The following is an 18,438-nucleotide window of genomic DNA, read 5'->3' as shown; positions in this document are numbered from 1 at the left end:
AAAAAAGCTTACAATGTTCATGCATAGCCTTGGTAAAAGGAAGAATGCTAAGGTATGGACTGTGTATAATGAGAAAAAAACCATTAACAGGAGGAATTTCAATGAGTATACATATTGGTGCTAAAGAAAATGAGATTGCAGAAACGGTATTGCTTCCGGGAGATCCGCTTCGTGCGAAATACATCGCAGAAACATTCTTGGAAGATCCGGTTTGCTATAACGAAGTAAGAAATATGTTTGGTTACACAGGGACATATAAAGGGAAACGCATATCTGTACAAGGTACTGGAATGGGCGTGCCTTCCATTTCCATTTACATCAATGAACTTATGCAGAGCTATAATGTGCAAAATTTAATCCGTGTTGGAACTTGCGGCGCCATTCAAAAGGACGTAAAGGTAAGAGACGTCATCCTGGCCATGAGTTCCTCCACAGATTCCCAGATGAACCGATTGACGTTCAATGGAATTGATTATGCTCCTACTGCTGACTTCAGCCTATTGAAAAGAGCGTATGATGCAGGAGAAGAAAAAGGGCTTAACCTGAAAGTCGGAAATGTATTCACGGCTGATATGTTCTATAATGATAATGCAGAGCATGAAAAATGGGCTCAATACGGAATCCTTGCCCTTGAAATGGAAACTTCCGCTCTTTACACTCTTGCAGCAAAATATGGACGTAAAGCATTATCTGTCCTGACTGTATCTGATCATATCTTAACAGGTGAAGAAACTACATCTGAAGAAAGACAGACTACTTTCAATGACATGATTGAAGTTGCACTCGAAGCAGCAATCAAATAAATCGATCCAAGCCTTGCCGGTTTCCGGCGGGCTTTTATTTTTGAATTAGATGATCATTTCTCATTTGTTCATCAATCGTGATTCTTATATATTGAACAGGTGCATTAATTAAGGCTCTTTTCGTAAACTTTGTTGCTATTTAATATAATCTTTTTAAAATGTTTCTTAATTAACTAGAAATAGCCAGATAAACAAGGAAGAAAAAAGCTAATTCACACTGTTCAGAGAAAAAGCCCTTGTCTCCAAGGGGAAAATCCGGCTCTTATGATTTTTCCGAGAGCAAAAATATATACGAAAACAGCGTTAAATAAAGATCAGCTCTTAAATATAAAAGCAAGGATACAGTGATTGGAGTGGAAGGTGTGCGACCTCCTGCGGGATTAGCGGGCGTCTAGTTCCATCGCCCAACCCCTCGGGGTCAAATGTTCCTAAGAGAATTAAAGGATAGATCACCTTTTATTCTCTTAGGAACATTTGCCTGTCGGGGCTGAACGGGGCGCTTCCACTTTTTATACAGGCGCAGCCGAGGAGGCTTACCGCCCGCCCCGCGGAGTCGCACACCTGGAGCGGAAATCACACTTCACAATTTAACAACTTCAATATTTAATAAAGCTAATAAAAAAGTGTATCTTGCATTTTCCTAGTTGAAGCGGAAATCACCTTCGCATCTTCAAGCGGTTTTAGTAAAAGTACTCAAGAGATAAATGCAGGAAAGAAGGATGGTCTGTACCTGCGCACGATGACAGGTTTTAAAACCTTTACTAATAAATGAGGAAAAAGCAATGGTTTACGCGCATTACAGATTGGTTAAGAAGTGTTATGATGGTTTAGACAAAGATAGAGAAGGTGAAAGAAAAATGAAAAAGTTACTCTTGGTACCGGCAGCTGTTGTCCTGTTATCAGGATGTCAGCAGGCAGAAGAATGGACAAAAAATTTATTTTCCTCAAATGAAGCAGCTCCACAAGGGCAAGAGGGCGTTGATAATGAGGAGCAGCAAGATCAGGAACCTGCCTCTGTTCCGGACAATGGAGATGAACCTCATGATGATAACCAGAATGGCAGTTCAGAGTCACAGGAACCTCCTGAGCAAAATGACGAAGAAGAAGTTCCTCCTGCCTTACAATTGGAATCACAGTTCTTTAATAATGTAGAAACAGTGGATGGTAAAAAAGTAATAACCAATCCTGAGAACACCCTGGCTCTGGTCAATAAAGAATTTGGTTTGACTGGGGATTATAAACCCGATGACCTGGTAAGGCCGGATGTACCATTTGTGTTTGGAAACCAGGATATTGAAAAAGCATATATTCGCCAAGAAGCAGCACAAGCACTGGAAGAAATGTTTGCCGCTGCAAAAGAAGCGGGACAATACTTGACGGCTATTTCAGGATATCGTTCCTATGCCTACCAGGAAGCACTGCTGCAAAGAGAGATTAAGCAGTTCGGAGAAGAGAAAGCGGTTAAAGCTGTAGCACCTCCCGGGAATAGTGAGCACCAGTCCGGGCTTGCTATGGATATATCAAGCGAAAGCAATGGCTTCCAAGTCAACATTGCCTTCGAAAATACACCTGAAGGCAAGTGGCTGAAGGAAAATGCATATAAGTATGGATTCATTTTAAGGTATCCTCGGGGAAAAGAGGAGATTACAGGATACCAATATGAACCTTGGCACTACCGCTATGTTGGTAAAGAAGCAGCAAAGGTCATTAATGAAAATGACTGGACCCTCGAAGAATATTTTGAAAATGTGAAAAAAATATAAATGTCAAAGATCTGAAGGGACCTCCTTTCAGGTCTTTTTTTGCGGGTTCCGATAGGAATACAAATAAAACGAATCCTTTTTACATATATGTTAATAGAGGGACATGCTTTAATGATCATTTCAAAGGTATTTAAACAGTAGGGGGAAAAAGAATGTTTAAGGTTTACTTGCAGATTATCCTGGGCAGCCTTTTGGTGGCGGTTGGAATCAATGCCTTTTTCGTTCCCCAGCATTTTCTTGATGGAGGGATGATCGGCATAGGGCTGATCAGCCATTATTGGCTTGATTTCAAACCGGGGCTTACTATAGTCATTTTGAGTATACCGCTTTATTTACTGGCTTTCTTTTTTGATCGCAGTTTATTTTTTAAAAGTATACATGGGCTTTGGCTTTCATCACTGTTGATCGATGTCCTGGAACCGCTGTCTCAAAATATTCATATGATTCCGATTGCCGCAGCATTGACCGGTGGAGCATTTGTAGGTATCGGGATCGGGCTGATGCTTTTAGCAGAAGCTGCAACCGGGGGGACAGATCTGCTGGCGCAAATCATCGGAAAAAGCACTGGATGGAATGTCGGCATTATTATTTTTGTCATCGATACATTGGTATTGCTTGGAGGATTTGCTCTTATAGGTGCTTATTCATTCTTTCATTCCCTGCTAGCAGTCAGTACCGTTGGATTTTTTACAGCTGTTTTAACTCATAATAAAAACCGAAAGGGATATTCCTTTAGGTAAACCATAAAAACTGATAAAATGAGTAGGTGTGACTAATCCTGCTTATTATTGGAAGTTCCTTTGGGAGAATGGGTCACAATGAAACAAATCATGTAAAAAAGTGTTCATAAGGGATAAAACATGCTATTCTAAGAAAAATATGCTAGCAAGACTTGCAGTGAAAGTGGTGATGGTTGATGGACAACGAGCAGCAACAAAATAACAATGATTCAAAAGAAACCAATACTTCCGGTTTTATTCAAATCCGAAAATTTCAATTTGTCATGTTAATATTCTTTTTGGTCTTTGCAACTGCCGGAATTACAACTTTTGCATTGGCTTTTGGAGACGAAAAAGCCGTCAATGTCGGTGTTCCGGAGAGAAATGAGTTTCAGAAGCTTTATGAAGCTTACGATGCATTGAATAGAGAGTACTATAAGGATCTTGATCAGGAAGACCTGGTCAATGGAGCAATCAATGGGATGCTTGAGTCCCTGGAAGATCCTTATTCAGATTATATGAATCAAGAAGAGGCAAAACGGTTCCAGGAAAGCATCACTTCATCCTTTGAAGGGATAGGAGCGGAAATCCAGGAAAAAGATGGACACATCACGGTTGTTTCTCCGATTAAAGGGTCTCCAGCTGAGAAAGCGGGATTGCGTCCCAATGATAAAATTCTTGAAGTGGATGGGGAGAGTATCCAGGGATGGAGTGTTACGGATGCAGTGCTTAAAATCAGAGGAGAAAAAGGTACAAAGGTTACTCTGACGATTCAGCGTCCTGGTGCTGATGAAACGACAGAAGTTACTATCACAAGAGATGAAATTCCGCTTGAAACGGTTTATTCTGAAATGCTTGATAATGGGATCGGCAAAATTCAAATTACCAGCTTTTCCGATGATACCTATACAGAATTGACCAAGGCCCTTAAAGAACTGAAAGCCGAGGGGATGAAAGCCCTCATCATAGACGTTCGCCAAAACCCGGGTGGGCTGTTAGACCAGGCCATTAAGATTTCCTCGCTTTTCGTACCTGAGGGAGATGTCCTTCTTCAGGTGGAAGACAATGAAGGAAATAAAGAAAAAATCGTTGCAGAAGGCGGCCAAAAGGTTGATGTTCCTGTAACAGTATTGATTGATAAAGGAAGTGCAAGTGCTTCGGAAATTCTTGCTGCAGCAGTCAGTGAATCTGCTGACATTCCTTTGGTTGGTGTGAACTCTTTCGGCAAAGGGACCGTGCAGACTTCTGAAAGCTTCACCGATGGATCTAATATGAAGTTCACGACGGCCAAGTGGCTTACCCCTGACGGTACCTGGATTCATGAGAAAGGCATCAAACCGGATTATGATGTAGCCCTTCCTGCTTATGCAGAACTGCCTTATATCAACCCTGATAAGGAATTAAAGGAATCTGACTTGTCAGATCAAGTGAAAGCAGCTGAAGAGATGTTAAAAGCAGCAGGATATGATCCAGGTAAAGCGGATGGCTTCTATGATGAATCAACAACAGATGCTGTGAGAGCCTTCCAGGAGGCAGAAGGACTTGAAGTGACAGGATCTCTTAACAGTGAAAGTATTCTAAAGCTCATGGAAAACATGAGGACACTTATTGAAAAGAATGATACACAAGTCAATAAAGCTATTGAAATACTTACCGATCAACTGCAATAAGCAACTTGAAAGCCGGTTTACAAATCTTTGTAAACCGGCTTTTTGTGTTTTGTGGAGATGTCAGTCTGCATTTAACGCACTTGTTTAATCAAGTTTGAAGTATAGAGTATTTTTTTCTGGCCGAAAATGTTAACAGCCAATGTATAGAGAGGTGTTTTCATTGAAGACGATCAGAAGGTTCATTCAAGTAGCCGTTTGCTTTTTAATCATTCACAGTTGTTCGGGAGATTGGATAAAGAAAGATGATACAGCAGAAAGCGATCTCGAAATTAAATCGGAAAATGTTAATGAAAAACTTTTAGGTAACAACAGAACGGAAGGAAGTGAAAAGCAAGGCTTTAACTTCATCGGAAATAAGGCTAAACCGCTGAATGTACTGATAATAGGATCTGACCAGAGGGAATCAGAGCCATCAAGGGCAGATACCATCATGATTGCACAATATCAGCCAGAAACGCAAACGGCCAAACTTATGTCGATAATGAGAGATTCCTACGTATTTATTCCCGGTCATGGGAAGAGTAAAATCAATCATGCCTATTCATGGGGAGGAGAAGGTCTGCTAATAGAAACTATCGAGGAGAACTTCAACGTGAAGACGGACCATGTGATCAAAATGAATTTTCAGGGTTTCGTCACTTTAGTTGATAAAGTGCTGCCTCAAGGAATTGAGGTTGATGTTCCGGCTGCTATGATTAATTATTGGAAATGGGACATGGAACCCGGAAAACAGGTTCTAAACGGGCAGCAGCTGTTAAACTATGCAAGATTCCGCGAGGATGATGAAAGTGATTTTGGCAGAATCAATAGACAGCAGGAAATAATTGTACAAGTTCAGAAAGCGGTTATGGAAAAGCTGACCAATGGGGAAGGCATCAAGACTGTGTCATCTCTGATGCAGGAAGCTAAGAAATCTGTTGAAACGGATTTGGAGTTGAATGATCTCCTTAAGTTGGGCATGGCAACCATGCTTCATCCTGTAAAATCCTTTGATTCCTTGAGGATTCCTGTGCAAGACACCTATCGAAATGTCTTGACTAAAGATGATGGTGTCGTCTTGGAGTTGGATGCAGAAGCCAATGCTGAAGCAGTATCAAAGTTTTTAGAAGTGAAAAATTAATTTCTCTCTTCAGAGAATTTTTGTGAAACGCCATCGGACTGGAAGTGTGCTGTACCTTTCCTTCCTGGACTTGAAGATGGAGTGGTAAGCGTGGTACAGAATATTCGAATCCGATTTTTCATGGAAACCGCCGGTACATTCTCTTTCTCCGTTTTAATGGTATAAAGGTTGCTTACACTTCTTTTTTAATGTGAATGCCCATCATCATTTCTATTTTTTCTTGTTTCTTTAAGATCAGCATATCGAGGTAATGGTGGAAACTGAAGTCCAAGGATTGTTTCTTGAGAATGAACAATGTTTGCAACTGTTCAAGGTGATCCTTCAATGAAATTTCTTTGCTGTCCATGCTTCCGGAATGTATCTTCCTTAAAATGATTTCCAGGAGCTTATCGTGGGTGGCTTCAACTGATTTAGTTCCCTGACGCAAATAAATGGCGTTATAACGCAGGTCCCCTCCCGCAGCAATTGAAGTATAGGGTATATATTCAGGGTCGTACTCTATCATGAGAACTTGAAACAGTTTTGTATGCAATGCAGGGTCGATCTCTTCTGAAAAGAGGAAATCTTCGGTACGGAACTTCAAATATTTAGGCAGCATATGCTGCAACTTGTTATCAATATCCGCTTTATCCATGTATTCATCCTCGGTCAGCCCCTTGAGATAAAGGGACCCATCATCCAACTGGTCCACTCCGATGATGATGGCGCCTCCGCCTGTATTGGCGATGGCCAGTATATGTTTAGCCATCTTTGTCCAATTGGACCACCTGGCTTTGAAATCAAGGTAGTCTGTTTCCCCTGTATTGGTGAGGAACAGGTTCTTAAGATTGGTATGGGAAGGGGAGTCCAGGAATGCCTTAAGGTTTACAGGAACAATATGTTCATAGTACATACACACAATTCCTTTCAGAGGTGTTTACTTCATTGTATGCATGTACATCGTACTTTTTTCTGTTAATCTTATATTTTCTTTTTGCAGACTGCTATCCCAAATGGATAATGCTTTCCTTCTCTCGCTGCTTCGACTAATACACTACTTTGATAATGGCTTTGTTAGTTAATGGTGTGTTATTCAGGCTTCAAATGCGGATCATGAAGTCTGATTTCCGCTCCAGGTGCGCGACTCCGCGGCGCTGCAACTGGATTAGGGGTCTCACCTGTCATAAAAAGTGGAATCGCCCCGTTCAGCCCCGACAGGCAAATGTTCCTAAGAGAATAAAAGGTGATCTATCCTTTAATTCTCTTAGGGTTATTTGACCCCGAGGGGTTGGGCGATGGAACTAGACGCCCGCTAATCCCGCAGGAGGTCATTCACCTTCCGCTCCAATCCCTGAAACTTGCTTTTATAACTAAGTGCTGATTAGGTTCAAAGCACCTGTTCAAAATAAAAGAAAGATCATAAAACAACATCATTCTCTAACAAAGCTTTGATAATAAAACTCTTTTTCATCGTATTGATCAAAGAGAGCAGTAAATTCACTTACTCTCAGCTGATGAATAGAATAGGGCTCCTTTGCGGGCTGTCCCCCTCCGGCTCCAATCGGTGTGGAAATAATCAGTGTCCCACCTTGTTTGAGCATTTGATGAATGTTCTGCATAAACGCATTTTCCTGTGAGAGATGGTCCAGTGTCTCAAACCTTAGGATCACGTCGAACTGGCAGAGCCTCTGTGGCACCTTCGCATCTTCAGCATTCAACTTTGATAGTAAATCAGACGATGAATGTGATTTGGACGGGCATAGTTCATAGTTTCTTTATCATTGTCGACCTCTACCATATCTTCCAGGACTGTTTTTTGTAGCTTAACCTGTCCCTCAGGCGATATTCCAAACTGAAAAACTCGCCAAATGTTCAAGTAGCATAACGTTCAGTGGATTCATCTTCTACGGGATTACTCGTTCCCCTGTTAATCTCAGCACTAAAACTCCCCCTTAATTTTTCAATATACCAAAAGGAGATCAAGATTGTAATACAGGTCTAGTTGAACTAGAATGGGCTAAGAAGGTAGTTGAAAGGAAGATTAATTATTATGAAAAAAGATGTCTATCTGCTTTCCGGATTTCTTGGAAGCGGTAAAACCACATTATTGAGAAATTTGATCTCTGCGTTAAAGGAGAATGATCTTAAGCCTGCTGTATTGATGAACGAACTCGGCAGTGTTTCCATAGATTCACAAGAAGTGGAAGAGGGGACCCCTTTGAAGGAACTCCTTGATGGCTGTATCTGCTGCTCGATTCAGGATAAGCTGGAATCTCAGCTTCAGGAATTGCTATATCAAGATGACTTTGATGTATTGGTCATTGAAACCACAGGGGCAGCCCATCCCGTCGAAGTGGTGGATGCCGTCATGTCCCCATTATTCGCCGACCGTTTTCACTTCAAGGGAATCATTACTGTCGTGGATGGGAAACAATGGGTGTCCAGAGGGGCATACAGCCCTCAAGTCCTGCAATTGATGAGGGAACAAATCAGGCATGCCCATCTACTTATTTTTAATAAAGAGGATTTACTATCTGAAATGGAAAAAGGTACTGCCCTGTTTGAAATCCAGCAAATTAATTCCGATGCCAAGCTGATCATGACCAATTACAGCAGGGTATCTTCTTCCGATTTGCTTAATCTCGAAGGGAAGCAGGTATCTGGTGACCGGGAAAAAAGTGCGATCGGCCATCAGCTTAATTTACGGGCTTATGTTCATCGTTTTACAGGCTCTGTTTCACAGACAGAATTCGAGGAATGGATGAGAAAGCTGCCTGATACTATCTATCGTATGAAAGGGTACCTCCCATTCAGTGGAAGAAGACATCCATTTATGTTTCAGTACTCTTATGGAATGCCGATTCTTTTGCCGGAAGATATGAACCTCCCAAAAAACCTTGTCATCATAGGGGAGGATCTTGATGAGCACAAACTGAAAACAGAATTGGAAGAGTTAGAGAGATCAGAAAGGCAATCGAAAAAGGATTGACCTTATAAGAAAATTATCATAAAATTTAATAGTTAACTTACTTAACCATTCTCCTTTCTGAAAGGTGTAAGATTTTATTGAAAAGTGAAATGTTTCAATTAGAAGAATTATTCCGCAATGTATTTCGTATGATGAAACACGATATTACAAGATTGTATGGGCAGTACCTTTCCAGCGGGGAACTGCTTGTATTAAAGTTCCTTTCGGAGCATGGAGAAATGAAAGCTTCTGATCTATCAAAAAAGATGGAGGTTTCTGCAAGCCATGTAACGAGTGTGACGGACAGCCTGACGGAGAAGGGGTATGTGACCAGGCAAAGGTCATCCATCGACCGTCGTGTAGTGGAACTGACACTGACCGAAAAAGGCTCAGAAATTCTGGATAAGTGTATGCAGATGAAATCAGAATACTTTCAAGAGAAGTTCGCTACTTTCTCTAAGAATGAATTAGAACAAATGATTTATTTATTTAGCAAGTTATATGAAGCGAAATAAATGCAGTACCAAAATGCTAAGGGATAACTTTCTTATAAGGAAAGTTGCCCTTTCATTACGCCTAATACTTAACCAGGTTAAATATTAATATAATAAATGATAAGGGGAAATATCATGGAACATTTAGAACCAAGGAAAAAAATCCTTATAATGATGGCGATTATGTCAGCAATGCTTTTCGCAGCGTTGAATCAGACCATTGTCGGTACTGCCCTGCCTACGATTATCTCTGACCTGGGCGGCATTGAGTATTACAGCTGGGTATTTACGATCTTCATGTTGACTTCTTCCGTCACAGCCATCCTTGTCGGCAAGCTTTCAGATATGTACGGGCGGAAACCATTTATCTTAGTTGGAATCGGCGTTTTTACCCTGGGCTCTTTTTTGAATGGGCTGTCAGGATCGATAATCGAGCTGATTGCCTATCGGGGAATACAAGGCTTTGGCGCGGGAATGATCATGTCAACCTCTTTTACAGCAGTCGGTGACCTGTTTGCACCGAGGGAGAGAGGGAGATGGCAGGGACTGATGAGTGGAATCTTCGGTCTCGCCAGTGTGTTCGGTCCGACACTTGGAGGATGGATTGTTGACAATGCTGAATGGCATTGGGTTTTCTGGGTCTTCCTGCCATTTGGCTTAGTCGCATTTTTAATGATATGGAAATTGTTCCCTTCTCAAACGGTGAAGGAGAGAAAGAAAGTCGATTATCTAGGTTCTTTAATGCTTTCTCTTACTATTGTTCCCTTACTATTGGCTTTTACATGGGGAGGAAACGAATTTGATTGGGCTTCTTACCAAGTCATCGGGCTGTTTATCATAACAGCGGCAGCCTTAACTTTCTTCATAATTACGGAAAAACGGGCAGCAAATCCTGTACTGCCACTGCATCTATTTAAGAATGATATTTTTACCCTTTCCAATGTGATAGGCTTCATTCTTGGAGCCGGGATGTTCGGGGCCATTATGTATATGCCTTTCTTTATTCAGGGAGTCATTGGGACTTCGGCGACGAAATCCGGATTTGTGATGATGCCAATGACCCTGAGTATGGTAGCTGCCTCTGCAATTGGCGGCCAGTTGATTACGAAAACTGGAAGGTATAAGTTGATTGCCTTGCTGGGGTTATTTATCATGGGCAGCGGGCTTGCTTTACTCTCCATCATGGATACCGATACAACCAATATGACAGCCGTTATCAATATGATTATCGTCGGTTCGGGACTTGGCCTTAGCTTCCCTGTGTTCACTTTGACTGTTCAAAATGCTGTTCAGCATCAATATTTAGGGGTTGCAACAGCTGCCTCACAGTTGTTCAGGCAAATTGGAGGAACGGTGGGGGTTGCAGTCATGGGTACTGTCATGAACAACTCAATGGCTTCAAAGATGAATCAAGAACTTTCTTCTTTGAAGGAAAACACGAATATTGAATCTCTTCCGCCGGAAAGCGCCGCGCAACTACAATCGCTTCAAAGTCCCCAAAGCTTGATGAATGGGGAGAAGCTGCAGGAAATTCAAGCATCCCTTCCGCCTGAAATGCAGGAAGCTTTTGGAAAGATGATCGAGATTGTCAGAGACTCGTTAAGCTATTCATTGACGAATGTCTTTCTGATTGGAGCGGTGATCATGTCAGCAGGATTTCTGCTTACATTCTTCCTTAGGGAAATCCCTTTAAGAAAAACCAACAAAGAGGAACGAAAGACAGAGTACAAAAAGGCAGAACCAGTCAGTGAATAAAAAGTTGAGGAATTAATGAACGGCCATCCTGTTGAAGGCAGGAGGCCGTTTTGTCTTGAGTTCAATGGGGGATTGGGAAGGATACAGAATCAGCTTTCTCCAAATTTCTTAAACGTTCTTTCATCTTCGACCAGCCCGCATGCACCACATTGGACCTTATATTCCGGTCCCTTGTATTGGATATGGAATGGATCAATTGTAGACTGATCATACTGTTGTACAACCTCTCCGGATTGAGGATCAAGTTTCACACTTTGTGAGACCTGCTGTATAATATTGAATCTGGAACGGTTTGTTTTGCAGTTGGGACATCGGTATGGTGTACCCATATTTCTACCACCTTTCATAGTCTTTAGCTGAAAAATAGAAATCTTGATCATAGTATTTGAAAAATTTTCAATAAATATGTAAACAGAAAGGGTGAATACAAATGAAACAGAATGAGCTTGAACTTCTGGAAGCTTACAGGTCTATATGGAATCAACGGACATTGAACCTGCAAGGAGACCCCGGAACGATCCTCAAAGAATCAATCATACGGGAGCTGCAGGATGAGAATAGTCATCCACGAATCCGTAAAAGCAAAGAAGTTAAATATTACTTTGGAGTTAAACGTATTATCGAATCAGCTCTTGAAGTGGAAAGAAAGTATGACTTAATAAAATTGTACACAGATCAATTGGAGAAATTGAGAAATACATAGATCAGCTGTCTTATTTTTATAATTGCAAAGAAAGTGTCACAAATGATAAAGAACCCAGCTTCCAAATCTTATGTCAATACTGATATTTTGCCAAATAGAGGTTGGATCTTAGTAAATGTCCCTTTTTAGGGAAATTTAGGATGAAGCTCTAAGGAAGATAACGATTGCCAGATTAATAGGTTTTTTGCCGCCCTTCAATATTTTGAAAATACAAAACACCAGGCGCTTCCAAATTAAACCTCAAATATGACAGAAATCCGATGATATGATGATTGTGCAACACAGCAACCACATTTCTGAGGAGGAACATCATGAATACTAAAAAGAAAATGATCGTCTCAACAGCAACCGCTTTTACTTTAATGGCTGCTCCATTCTTTAATAGTGCCGAGGCAAGCGGTAATCAAATCCAAACTCAAACTAAAGTATACACCTATCAATTTTCCGGTGACCACGGAGAACTCAATGCGTGGGTCCAGAATTTAATGACTAAATATAATGTTAAGTGGAACTATCAGAACAATTCAGAAACACAGTCGAGTCAGAAACAACCTGCACAAAATCATCCTGAAAGGGAAGAGGCACCCGCAGCACAAGCGCCTGTTCCAGATAGTACAGCTTCTGCACCGGCAGCACCACAGCAGCCTGCAGCGAGTGAAAAGGAAACAACCGAAACTGTCAGCGGGACACTCAGCCAATTTGAAAAACAGGTTGTAGAGCTGACAAATGCCGAAAGAACAAAAAAAGGCCTGCCTGCACTGAAGGTTGACACAGAGTTAAGTAAAGTAGCACGAGAAAAATCAAATGATATGCAGGAGAAAAATTACTTCTCGCATACAAGTCCTACGTACGGTTCTCCATTTGATATGATGAATCAATTCGGTATTGATTACCGTGCTGCAGGAGAAAACATAGCGATGGGACAGCGAACTCCCGAAGAAGTGGTAAAGGCTTGGATGAACAGTGAAGGACACCGAAAAAACATTCTAAGCAGCAACTTCACTCATATTGGTGTCGGGCATGATACAAATGGAAACTATTGGACTCAAATGTTCATATCTAAATAACAAATAAAGAGTGAAGGAAATCTAGTTCATTTTAGAGGTACAAACCATAAAAATTCATAGTCTTTAGCATACGAAAAAGCACCATTATTCGTATGCTATTTTTTATTGAGATTACAGCATATCTTTTACTTTCAACTGTGTTTTCAAATCTACAATCGTATCACGTTTTAGCAATACTGAAATCAGTCTTTTGATGTACGTGGCGAATTCTCTTGAACGGATTTTATCTACTTTATTTCAGATATCCTCAGGCCCCCTCGACCATAGAAGCAAGTAAAGGCATCATGAAATCATATAATAAGGGAAGAAATTTCCCTTCTAAAAGAAATGTCGAGGAAAATAGGTCAAATAGGGGAACAATCATCCGCTATTAACTAAAAAAAAATGAAAATTGGATTATTGAGAAGGCATAACGGTAAACCCTCCCCTTATTTACCTTTCTCCAGCTAAATTCTGCAGTTTAGCGGAAAAAATTCCCCTTATTTTAAGTATCCATTCTTTTCCCTTGGTGAAATGGGTTTATTATGTGATTTTTAATATGAATTTATAGTATTTTGGATTGTTTTTTCTATTTTTCTACTCCAATACTGAACAACTTAGTATTATCAGGTCTTTCCTCTTTTAGTTGAGCTTTGTATTTGAATGAAACCGGCAGTAACAGGTTAATCTAATCTTTGCCTTAAGGAAAAAGCTTTCAAGTTGAAATGAGAAAATGATAGTGGTAAGTTCAATAGCAGATAGTGTTAGGACTGTCATTAATTTGACAGACCTTTGAAGGAGTGGACACTAATGGCATATCACGTGCGCAAAGGGAACAAAGAAGACATAAAAGAGATCATGAAGATGGTCAAAAAAACCGTTGAAATCATGAAAAGCGAAAATATTGATCAATGGACAGATGAATATCCACTTGCAGGGGATTTTTCAAAAGATGCCGAGAGTGAGTCACTGTATATCGCCGTTAATGAAGATGAAAAAGTCGTTGGAAGTATTACCATCGATCAAAATGAACCTGAAGAATACAGTACCTCCCAATGGAGAAAAGACGGCCCCGCCTATTTGTTTCATCGTCTGGTCGTAGATCCTGATGTCCGCGGCAAAGGGATTGCTTCGCTTTTGATTAACAAAACAGAAGAAGTGGCGAAAAATCAAAATGTTCATTACATCCGAACGGATACATATTCCCTTAATAAAAAAGCTCAAGCACTTTTCGAAAAAAATGGATTCCACATGACAGGGAAAATTCAATTCATGGGAAAAGACAACCCATTCTACACATATGATAAAATCTTAATTGAAGATTGAAAAAGGCAGATCCGGTGTGATCTGTCTTTTTTTGCGCTCATGGTTTTTGAAAGTTACAAGGTTTTCTTCCAGAGATAATGGCACGGTGATTCATTGTAGCCAACATATTGGGTGAAAAAGGAGCGTTTTATAAAGCGAGGTGCATCAAAAGGGTGAGTGCGGGAAAATGATGTCCCTCGCACGGAAAGCGAGGTGCATCAAAAGGGTGAGTGCGGGAAAATGATGTCCCTCGCACGGAAAGCGGGGTGCATCAAAAGCGTGAGAGCGTCAAAATGATGTCCCTCGCATGGAAAGCGGGGTGCATCAAAAGCGTGAGAGCGTCAAAATGATGTCCCTCGCATGAAAAGTGGGGTGCATCAAAAGGGTGAGAGCGGCAAAATGATGTCCCTCGCATGGAAAGCGGGGTGCATCAAAAGGGTGAGAGCGGCAAAATGATGTCCCTCGCACGGTAAGCGAGGAGCATCAAAAGGGTGAGTGCGTCAAAATGATGTCCCTCGCATGGAAAGCGGGGTGCATCAAAAGGTGGAGAGCGGTAAATAATGTCTCGCGCTCAATGAACAAGCCCTGGTACCCGGGGGGGGGGGGGGGGAATCCCCCTTTGGTTTTTCCGAAAGCAACAATCTATACGAATACAGCCTTTATCAATTATGCATAGTACGAATTTTCAACTTTGTCTTTCTCTGAACAATTTTCAGGCGCAAAGATAGTGTTATGGCACCGGCGGTTAAACCGGAAATTAACCCGACCCAATACCCATATGGGCCAAACTCGGTGAACTTTGCCAGGAGGTATCCGAGCGGCAGGCCGATGATCCAATAAGAAATCAATGCCATGATAAAAGTGATATTAACGTCTTTATACCCGCGCAGAGCTCCCTGCACAGGTGCCTGGATAGCGTCAGAAAGCTGGAAAAATACTGCATAGAGCAGGAAGTGGACGATTAGTGCACTTACTTCCGGGTTATCCGTATAGAGTGTGGAGATAGGCTCTCTGAAGAGCAGCAGAATCACACCGTAGATAACAGCAAGAATAATAGCGGTTGAGATTCCCATCAAACTATAAGCCTTGGCATCTTCGAGTCTCTTTGCCCCTACTTCAAAGCCCACTACGATTGTCAACCCCATGGAAATACTTAAAGGGATCATGTATAAGAATGAAGCAAAATTGATCGCGGCAGTATGAGCGGCGATTATGTTTGTGCTGTATTCACTCATAAATAAAGTGACGGCAGAAAAAATGCTTACCTCAAAGAATATCGAAAGGCCGATCGGGACACCGATAATGAGAAGCTCTTTCCATTTAGAAAAAGAGATCTCAAACCATTTGCCGAAAATATTATATTTCCTTAATGGATAATGTTTATGAATGACAAGCGCGGCGATAATGGTGATGACCCAATAGGTAATCGTGGAAGCAACACCCGCCCCGACTCCTCCAAGTGTAGGAAAGCCGAATTTACCAAAGATAAGAACATAATTGAAAAAAACATTAATAGGAAGAGATGTCAATGTAACGTACATGGTGATGCGGGTCATCCCCAGAGCATCGATAAATGAACGAAGAACATTGTATATAAATACCGGGATGATTCCGAACGCTAAAGCAATCAGGTACTGCCTGGCAACTACACGTACATTGTCCTCCAGATTCATATTGTTCAAAATCGGGTCCAGAATAAAGATGCCGGCAACAATAACGGCAATCGCCAGGAATGTGGCTGCGTATATTCCTTGTATAACAGAAAAGGAAACATCCGTCTTCCGTCCTCCCCCGACCAATTGAGCAACAATGGGGGTGATCGCCAGTAATATTCCGCTCAGGCCAGTAAACACAGGGACCCAAAGTGAGGAGCCAATCGCAACGCCGGCCAGGTCAATCGAAGAAAACTTACCGGACATCATTGTATCGAAAAAACTCATACTGAACATTCCCAGTTGGGTGACAAGTATAGGCAGCAGTACGATAAGGAACTGGCTGAATTTATCTTTTAAGGTTGTAGTTTGTCTCATATGTCTAAGCCTCGCAGAAGCAAATTTTCATCGGAAAACAAATGAACTAGTGAATTATATCATAATTGCTTCTGGATAAGGGTATAGAAAGATTATTAGAGGGTATTCCTGCTCGAAGGCAGGACATATCCGTGTTAATATATATTTTTGATAATGTTTAGGAACTTACCGTGTATAATGGTAAAGGATACTTAATGGATAGGAGCTTGGATATGAGCAAACATATACTTTTTACCGGCGGCGGATCTGCCGGGCATGTCACCGTAAATGCTGCCCTTATCCCTTTTTTTAAGAAACAGGGATGGAAGGTTTCATACATAGGATCGAAGGATGGAATTGAAAATGAAATCATAACAGAGCAATTCCCGGAAATTCCTTATCACGGAATCTCAAGCGGGAAACTGCGCAGATACTTCTCCTGGAAAAACTTTTCAGATCCATTCAGAGTGATGAAAGGTCTTATGGAAGCATTAACGATCATCAGAAAAACAAAGCCGGATGTCATTTTTTCCAAAGGTGGATTCGTATCGGTCCCAGTGGTGATGGCGGCTAAGGTTTCCGGCATTCCAACGGCGATTCATGAATCAGACTTTACTCCTGGATTGGCCAATAAACTTGCGGTTCCGTTCGCGACAAAAATTTTTACAACGTTCCCTGAAACACTGAACAGTATGCCGGCAGATAAAGCGATTTGTGCAGGTGCAATTATACGTGAAGAGCTGTTTGCAGGAGAGCGTGCAGAAGGCAGGAGGCTGACGGGTTTCTATGACAGCAAACCTGTACTGATGATCATGGGTGGAAGTCTCGGCTCTCGAAAAATCAATGAGGCGGTCCGAAAGAATTTATCATTGCTGATGGAGAAGTATCAAATTATCCATCTTTGCGGAAAAGGAAATCTAGATCCTTCTTTAGAACAAAAAGGCTACCGGCAGTACGAATATGTTTCGACCGAACTTCCGCACTTCCTGGCGATGACGGATTATGTCATTTCTCGAGCAGGTTCAAATTCTATCTTTGAATTCTTAGCTCTCAAGATACCGATGCTTCTTATCCCGCTCTCCCGTGAAGCAAGCAGGGGAGACCAGATCATCAACGCTGACTCTTTTGTCAAACAGGGGATAGCATTGAAATTGGAAGAGGAAGAACTGAACCCCGACACGTTTAAGCAAAAGCTTGATGAGCTTCAGCAAAACAGCGGTGAAATGATCACAGAAATGGAGAAAAATAAATCCTCCTACACGATTGAAGATATGTACAATGAGCTCTCACGATTGTCAAAATGATTAACTTGAAATGCCTGCTGCATAGGATAATTGCGGCAGGCTTTTTTGTTATTGTAAAAGGTTACTATAACTATATGTACATCAGGGTGAATATAAGGGATGAGGCTTAATTCATACATCAAAATGGTGTAGTCCCGAAAAATACGATGGAATAGATGGGTAATTCATACATCAAAGGGGTGGCGAAGGAGAAATGATGATGGAAAGAGGCTTATTTCATACATCAAAAAGGGGAGTCTGCAAAATGATGTAGCAATGGGAGCATAATTCATACACCAAAACCGGGTAGTTTGCAAAATGATGTAGGAATGAGCGCTTAATTCATACATCAAAGGGGTGGCGAATGAGAAATGATGATGGAAAAGAGGCTTATTTCATACATCAAAAAGGGGAGTTTGCAAAATGATGTAGGAATGGGAACTTAATTCACACATCAAAAAGGGGAGTCTGCAACATGATGTAGGAATGAGCGCTTAATTCATACTTCAAAGGGGTGGCGACGGAGAAATGATGATGGAAAAGAGGCTTATTTTATGCATCAAAAAGGGAGTCTGCAAAATGATGTAGGAATGGGAGCATAATTCATACATCAAAAATGGGAGTTTGCAAAATGATGTAGGAATGGGAGCATAATTCATACATCAAAACCGGGGAGTTTGCAAAATGATGTAGGAATGAGCGCTTAATTCATACATCAAGACGGTGCAGTCCGGAAAAAGATGATTGAAACGGGGCTTGATTCTTACATCAAAACGGTGTAGTTCGGAAGATAATGCAAAAGAAAAAGAGAACAATTCATC

The 18,438-nt window shown here is 41.3% G+C and carries 16 protein-coding genes; 12 read left to right on the top strand and 4 right to left on the bottom strand.

What is annotated here, in order from left to right; all coding sequences use genetic code 11:
- Nucleotides 1-101 precede the first annotated feature (101 nt).
- The 5 genes from deoD to V1502_RS12910 all read left to right on the top strand — a co-directional run bounded on the left by deoD (nucleotide 102) and on the right by V1502_RS12910 (nucleotide 6,075).
- Nucleotides 102-803, top strand: a complete 702-nt coding sequence (gene deoD / locus V1502_RS12930; RefSeq protein WP_409251060.1) for a purine-nucleoside phosphorylase — start codon at nucleotides 102-104, stop codon at nucleotides 801-803.
- An 857-nt stretch (nucleotides 804-1,660) separates the two neighbouring features.
- Nucleotides 1,661-2,566: a M15 family metallopeptidase gene (locus V1502_RS12925; RefSeq protein ID WP_409251059.1), complete on the top strand. Its 906-nt coding sequence runs from the start codon at nucleotides 1,661-1,663 to the stop codon at nucleotides 2,564-2,566.
- Nucleotides 2,567-2,718: 152 nt separating this feature from the next.
- The gene (locus V1502_RS12920) at nucleotides 2,719-3,306 is read left to right on the top strand and encodes a YitT family protein (protein WP_409251058.1); all 588 of its coding nucleotides are present in this window, start codon (nucleotides 2,719-2,721) and stop codon (nucleotides 3,304-3,306) included.
- Nucleotides 3,307-3,482: 176 nt separating this feature from the next.
- The gene (locus tag V1502_RS12915) at nucleotides 3,483-4,955 is read left to right on the top strand and encodes a S41 family peptidase (protein WP_409251057.1); all 1,473 of its coding nucleotides are present in this window, start codon (nucleotides 3,483-3,485) and stop codon (nucleotides 4,953-4,955) included.
- Between the two features lie 160 nt (nucleotides 4,956-5,115).
- Nucleotides 5,116-6,075 carry an LCP family protein gene (locus V1502_RS12910; RefSeq protein ID WP_409251056.1) on the top strand — a complete coding sequence of 320 codons (960 nt, stop codon included), beginning with the start codon at nucleotides 5,116-5,118 and terminating at the stop codon, nucleotides 6,073-6,075.
- Nucleotides 6,076-6,247: 172 nt separating this feature from the next.
- On the opposite strand, the gene V1502_RS12905 is transcribed toward V1502_RS12910, so the two are convergent.
- Both V1502_RS12905 and V1502_RS12900 read right to left on the bottom strand, forming a co-directional pair.
- A complete protein-coding gene (locus V1502_RS12905) occupies nucleotides 6,248-6,967 on the bottom strand; it encodes a helix-turn-helix domain-containing protein (RefSeq protein WP_409251055.1) in 720 nt (239 codons plus the stop codon).
- 517 nt (nucleotides 6,968-7,484) lie between these two features.
- Nucleotides 7,485-7,772: a class I SAM-dependent methyltransferase gene (locus V1502_RS12900; protein ID WP_409251054.1), complete on the bottom strand. Its 288-nt coding sequence runs from the start codon at nucleotides 7,770-7,772 to the stop codon at nucleotides 7,485-7,487.
- A 332-nt stretch (nucleotides 7,773-8,104) separates the two neighbouring features.
- Here V1502_RS12900 and V1502_RS12895 point away from each other — a divergent pair, with 332 nt between their 5' ends.
- The 3 genes from V1502_RS12895 to V1502_RS12885 all read left to right on the top strand — a co-directional run bounded on the left by V1502_RS12895 (nucleotide 8,105) and on the right by V1502_RS12885 (nucleotide 11,271).
- Nucleotides 8,105-9,043, top strand: coding sequence for a CobW family GTP-binding protein (locus V1502_RS12895; protein WP_409251053.1), 939 nt, complete (start codon nucleotides 8,105-8,107; stop codon nucleotides 9,041-9,043).
- A gap of 77 nt (nucleotides 9,044-9,120) precedes the next feature.
- Entirely contained in the window at nucleotides 9,121-9,537 is a 417-nt protein-coding gene (locus V1502_RS12890; protein WP_409251052.1) for a MarR family winged helix-turn-helix transcriptional regulator, read from the top strand.
- 114 nt (nucleotides 9,538-9,651) lie between these two features.
- The gene (locus V1502_RS12885) at nucleotides 9,652-11,271 is read left to right on the top strand and encodes an MDR family MFS transporter (RefSeq protein ID WP_409251051.1); all 1,620 of its coding nucleotides are present in this window, start codon (nucleotides 9,652-9,654) and stop codon (nucleotides 11,269-11,271) included.
- Between the two features lie 89 nt (nucleotides 11,272-11,360).
- On the opposite strand, the gene V1502_RS12880 is transcribed toward V1502_RS12885, so the two are convergent.
- On the bottom strand, nucleotides 11,361-11,600 hold the full coding sequence (locus V1502_RS12880; protein WP_409251050.1) for a DNA alkylation repair protein: 240 nt from the start codon (nucleotides 11,598-11,600) through the stop codon (nucleotides 11,361-11,363).
- A 101-nt stretch (nucleotides 11,601-11,701) separates the two neighbouring features.
- Here V1502_RS12880 and V1502_RS12875 point away from each other — a divergent pair, with 101 nt between their 5' ends.
- The 3 genes from V1502_RS12875 to V1502_RS12865 all read left to right on the top strand — a co-directional run bounded on the left by V1502_RS12875 (nucleotide 11,702) and on the right by V1502_RS12865 (nucleotide 14,346).
- Nucleotides 11,702-11,974, top strand: a complete 273-nt coding sequence (locus V1502_RS12875; RefSeq protein WP_409251049.1) for a hypothetical protein — start codon at nucleotides 11,702-11,704, stop codon at nucleotides 11,972-11,974.
- A 311-nt stretch (nucleotides 11,975-12,285) separates the two neighbouring features.
- A complete protein-coding gene (locus V1502_RS12870) occupies nucleotides 12,286-13,041 on the top strand; it encodes a CAP domain-containing protein (protein ID WP_409251048.1) in 756 nt (251 codons plus the stop codon).
- Nucleotides 13,042-13,830: 789 nt separating this feature from the next.
- Nucleotides 13,831-14,346, top strand: coding sequence for a GNAT family N-acetyltransferase (locus V1502_RS12865; protein WP_409251047.1), 516 nt, complete (start codon nucleotides 13,831-13,833; stop codon nucleotides 14,344-14,346).
- Between the two features lie 641 nt (nucleotides 14,347-14,987).
- On the opposite strand, the gene V1502_RS12860 is transcribed toward V1502_RS12865, so the two are convergent.
- Nucleotides 14,988-16,355, bottom strand: a complete 1,368-nt coding sequence (locus tag V1502_RS12860) for an MATE family efflux transporter (RefSeq protein WP_409251046.1) — start codon at nucleotides 16,353-16,355, stop codon at nucleotides 14,988-14,990.
- Nucleotides 16,356-16,567: 212 nt separating this feature from the next.
- Here V1502_RS12860 and V1502_RS12855 point away from each other — a divergent pair, with 212 nt between their 5' ends.
- A complete protein-coding gene (locus V1502_RS12855) occupies nucleotides 16,568-17,638 on the top strand; it encodes an undecaprenyldiphospho-muramoylpentapeptide beta-N-acetylglucosaminyltransferase (protein WP_409251045.1) in 1,071 nt (356 codons plus the stop codon).
- Nucleotides 17,639-18,438 lie beyond the last annotated feature (800 nt).

It is taken from the genome of Rossellomorea sedimentorum, from assembly GCF_046237645.1.
GTDB lineage: Bacteria > Bacillota > Bacilli > Bacillales > Bacillaceae_B > Rossellomorea > Rossellomorea sedimentorum.
This window is presented reverse-complemented; position numbering and strand designations above follow the sequence as displayed.